The following is a 4,315-nucleotide window of genomic DNA, read 5'->3' as shown; positions in this document are numbered from 1 at the left end:
TGCAGGCGCTGGTGCCGCCGCAGATGATGCTGATCGACGCGGTCGGCGCGATCGCCATCTTGCAGCTGAACCGTTCCATCGCGCCCATTTCGGCAGCATCCGGGCACGGTCCGCGCTCTTTCGCGAGCATCATCGATGCTTCGGACGCCTTGCCCTGAATGTGCTTGAACATCTTCAGGTTCCAGACCTTGGCCATCGGGCTTTCGAAGCCGATGCCCTTCTGCTGGAGGAAGGAGTGGAAGCCCATCACGCCCAGGCCGACGCTGCGTTCGCGCGTGGCGGAATATTTCGCGCGGGCCATCTCGTCGGGCGCACGGTCGATATAGTTCTGCAGCACGTTGTCGAGGAAACGCATGACGTCCTCGATGAACTGCTTGTCCTCGTTCCACTCGTCCCACTTCTCGATATTGAGCGAGGACAGGCAGCAGACCGCGGTGCGATCGTTGCCGAGGTGGTCGATGCCGGTGGGCAGGGTGATCTCGGCACACAGGTTCGAAGTCGAGACCTTGAGGCCCAGATCGCGGTGATGCTTGGGCATCATCCGGTTCACCGTGTCGGAGAAGACGATATAGGGCTCGCCCGTGGCAAGGCGGGTTTCGACCAGCTTCTGGAACAGGCTGCGCGCATCCACCGTCTTGCGAACGCTGCCGTCACGCGGGGATACGAGGTCGAATTCCTCGCCATTGCGGACCGCTTCCATGAAGGCATCGGTCACCAGCACGCCGTGGTGCAGGTTCAGCGCCTTGCGGTTGAAATCGCCCGACGGCTTGCGGATTTCGAGGAACTCCTCGATTTCTGGGTGCGAGATGTCGATGTAGCAGGCGGCCGATCCGCGCCGCAGCGAACCCTGCGAAATCGCGAGCGTCAGGCTGTCCATGACCCGCACGAAGGGGATGATGCCGCTGGTCTTGCCGTTGAGGCCGACCGGCTCGCCGATCCCGCGCACATTGCCCCAATAGGTGCCGATGCCGCCGCCGCGCGAGGCGAGCCACACATTCTCGTTCCAGGTCGAGACGATGCCCTCGAGGCTGTCGTCGACGCTGTTCAGATAGCACGAGATCGGCAGGCCGCGCCCGGTGCCGCCGTTCGACAGCACGGGGGTGGCGGGCATGAACCACAATTTCGAGATATAGTCGTAGAGCCGCTGCGCATGCTCCTGATCGTCAGCATAGGCATCGGCGACGCGGGCGAACAGGTCCTGATAGGATTCGCCGGGCAGCAGGTAACGGTCCTGCAGCGTTTCCTTGCCGAACTCGGTCAGCTTGGCATCGCGGGCGGGATCGGTGACGATGGTGAAGCGGCGCTCGGCCACGTCCTTGGACGACAGCGCCTTTTTGGAGGACGCGTCCGCCATGGCTTTCGCCAGCACCTCGCCCGCCTTTTCCAGCGCGCCATCGGGTGCGGTTGCCGTGTCGAGGTCGCTGCTGCTCACCTGAACATCTCCAGTCGGAACTTCCGCATCATGGCCTGCATCACCGTTTCTGAAATCCATTGTCGCCGCCCCGGTCCTGTCATCATCGCAATTCATAAAAGGGCGCATGTCGGGCCCGGTTTTCGTGTGTTACCGGTTCCATCCAATTGAGCCCCATCCGGCCGTGCGCTTTCACGCCAAAGCCCCGCCGTCCCGGTCATTTCCCGCCTTTGCCGGGAAAATCGGCAGCATCGCGCTGCACAAGGTCTTGCGGGTCGCTTCATCAGCCGACCGCTAGGGATAGTGCCTCAACCGCCCGGCCAAGCAAGCGCAAGTTTTCCACCGAAGCGAGCCGCTGGGGCTTGCCCCAAAGCGCAGCGCCTTGCGGCAAGAGCGTTGCAAGAGCCGCGTGGGCGTTAAAAAAACTTTTCCACCGCTATGTGATCGCCCGGCCGCTTCCGAAATATGGGGTGCGGCGGGACCGATTTCCATAGGCGCACCGCACGCCGCGCCGCCGCGCCACGCGCGAATCGAGCGCGGCCATGGCAACCGCCCGCGCCTGCCCCCCCAGCCGCATCGCGCCTGCCGTATCCCCGGCCGCATTCCCGGCCCACGGCGGGACAGCGCGGCGGGCAGCGCGGCGGATACGGGCACAAAATGGCGGCGAGCCGATTGAAAGGACAGAACGCCGGCGCTTTTTTCGCAAGCAGCCTGTCTGCGGCCGGGTTCGGGGGAGGCCTGAAACCGCATGGGTGAACTTGTGACCGATCTTTCCGCAGGGCGCAGTGCCCCCCGCCAGCCTGCCGCGCATAGGGCCCAGCCTGCCGCGCATATGGCTTTCGCGCGTCTTGTGTCGCTGCTCCTCGCGGCGCTCGCCCTGATCGCGTTCGCCGGCAGCGCGCAGGCGCAGGGCAATGCGGCGATCTCCAGCGATCCCTATGTCTACAAGATCGACACGCTGAACGGCGGCATCGCGCCCGCGCCCGACGATTTCTACCGCGACACCCCGCAGGCGCTGATGGAAAGCTTCATGGATGCCGGGGCGGAGGGAGACTGGGTGCGCGCCGGCTATGCGCTCGACATGACGCATCTGACCCCGGCGCAGCAGCGCGAGCAGGGGCCAAAGCTGGCCGCCATGCTGTACGACGTGGTGCGCGGATCGGTGATGGTGAACTGGGCCGCCCTGCCCGACCGTCCCGACGCGGTCGACACGACCAGCAGCGACAAGGACCCGATGGCGGGCACCGCGCGGCGCAATATCCGCCTTGGCCGGATCGAGACCAACGATCGCGGCACATCGATCCGCATCGCGCGGCTGCAGCAGGACGGGCAGGACCCGGTGTGGCTGTTCGCCAGCCAGACGGTGCAGAACGTGCCCGCGCTCTACCGGCAATACGGGCCGACGCAGCTGGAACGCGCGCTGCCGCCCGCGCTGCGCGAACAGGCGTTCTGGACGCTGGCATGGTGGGAAGTGATCGCGCTGCCGCTGGTGCTGCTGATCGCATTCGGCGCGGCGGCGCTGACATGGCGGGCGATCGGCGATTTCCGCTCGCATTACAGCGGGACCATCGCGGCGCGCATCTTGAACGCAATCCGCACTCCGGCGGCGCTGTTCGCCTTTGCCGGGACTTTCGCGCTGGTGCGCGGCATGGTCTTCACCTTCTCAGGCCTTGTGAACACCATCCTCGATCCGCTGCAGACCCTGCTGATCGTCGCAGCCATCGCGGCGGTGGTGCTTTCCGTGCTCGAAGCGATCCTCGACCGGGTGGCCGACAGCCAGATCGACGACATCTCGCAGCCCGACCACGAACGCGACCGCAATTACTACACCACGCTGTCGGCGGTGCGGCGCATGGCGATCGTCATCGTGCTGCTGCTGGGCATCGGCATCGTGCTGGTCCAGACCGACCTGACCGAGACGCTGGGCTTCTCTCTGCTGGCATCGGCGGGGCTGTTCACCCTTGTCCTCGCCTTTGCCGCCCGCACGCTGCTCAGCGACATCATGGCCTCGCTCCAGATCGCCTTTGCCAAGACCGCGCGGATCGGCGACGCCGTCGAGTTCGAAGGCCGCTGGTGCTATGTCGAGAAGATCGGCTTCACCCATCTGCGCCTGCGCACATGGGACGGGCGGCGCATCATGGTCCCCGTGGGCGAATTCGTGCAGTCGAGCTTCGAGAACTGGACCAAGGAGGATGCCAGCCTCACCATGATCGCGCATCTCCACCTCGACCACCGCGCCGACATCGACGCGCTGCGCGAGGATTTTGGCGAGTTCGTCGAGGGTGACGAGGACGTGATCGACAAGGATGAGGCAAAGCTGCAGGTCGTCGACCACAATGCCTCGGCCATGGTGCTGCGTCTGGTGGCGAACTCGCCCGATCCGAAACGCGGATGGGCGATGCACTGCCGGATGCGCGAATATATGCTGAAGGCCGCCGCCGCGCGCGATGCCGCGGCTGGCAACGAACCGGCGCCCGCCTATCTGCCGCGCGAGCGCGAGGTGCGCATGGATCTGGCCGGGAACGAGGGTTGAAGGCGCGTCATTCCGGAATGACGTAGCGGACCGTCTGGACATAGTCCGACTTCACCGGCTGCTGGTCCTCGTCCAGCGCCGGGTAGAAGCGCGCATTATTGACGAGCGCGGCGCAGCTGCGCCGGTCGAACGCCTTCACGCCGCTGGACTCCACAACCTCGCAGGTGGAGACTTCGCCGAACGCGTCCACCTCCAGCCGGGTGACCAGCCTGCCCTGCAATTCCGCCTGCAGCGCGCCGCTGGGATATTCGGTGATCCAGCCCGCCGGCTTCGTCTTGGGAAGCGGCCCACGCGGATGCCGGTTCAACTCGGCGGAATCGACCGAAAGCGCGGCCTGCGCGCTGCCGAACCCCGATCCGTTCATCTCTCCG

General features: G+C 65.5%; 3 protein-coding genes. 1 reads left to right on the top strand and 2 read right to left on the bottom strand.

Going from position 1 to position 4,315, the window contains the following annotated elements:
• Nucleotides 1-1,432: ribonucleoside-diphosphate reductase subunit alpha (locus ACU0BR_RS01055; protein ID WP_446154984.1), on the bottom strand; the 1,432-nt coding region annotated here is incomplete at its 3' end.
• Nucleotides 1,433-2,159: 727 nt separating this feature from the next.
• On the opposite strand from ACU0BR_RS01055, the gene ACU0BR_RS01050 reads away from it, so the two are divergent.
• Nucleotides 2,160-3,944: a mechanosensitive ion channel family protein gene (locus ACU0BR_RS01050; protein ID WP_446154983.1), complete on the top strand. Its 1,785-nt coding sequence runs from the start codon at nucleotides 2,160-2,162 to the stop codon at nucleotides 3,942-3,944.
• Nucleotides 3,945-3,951: 7 nt separating this feature from the next.
• Here the strand turns inward: ACU0BR_RS01050 and ACU0BR_RS01045 are convergent.
• A partial coding sequence (locus tag ACU0BR_RS01045; protein ID WP_446154982.1) for an energy transducer TonB occupies nucleotides 3,952-4,315 on the bottom strand: 364 nt, incomplete at its 5' end.

This window comes from Brevirhabdus sp., assembly GCF_052826345.1.
Note: the sequence above shows the minus strand (reverse complement) of the source record. Positions and strands in the feature narration are given on the sequence as shown.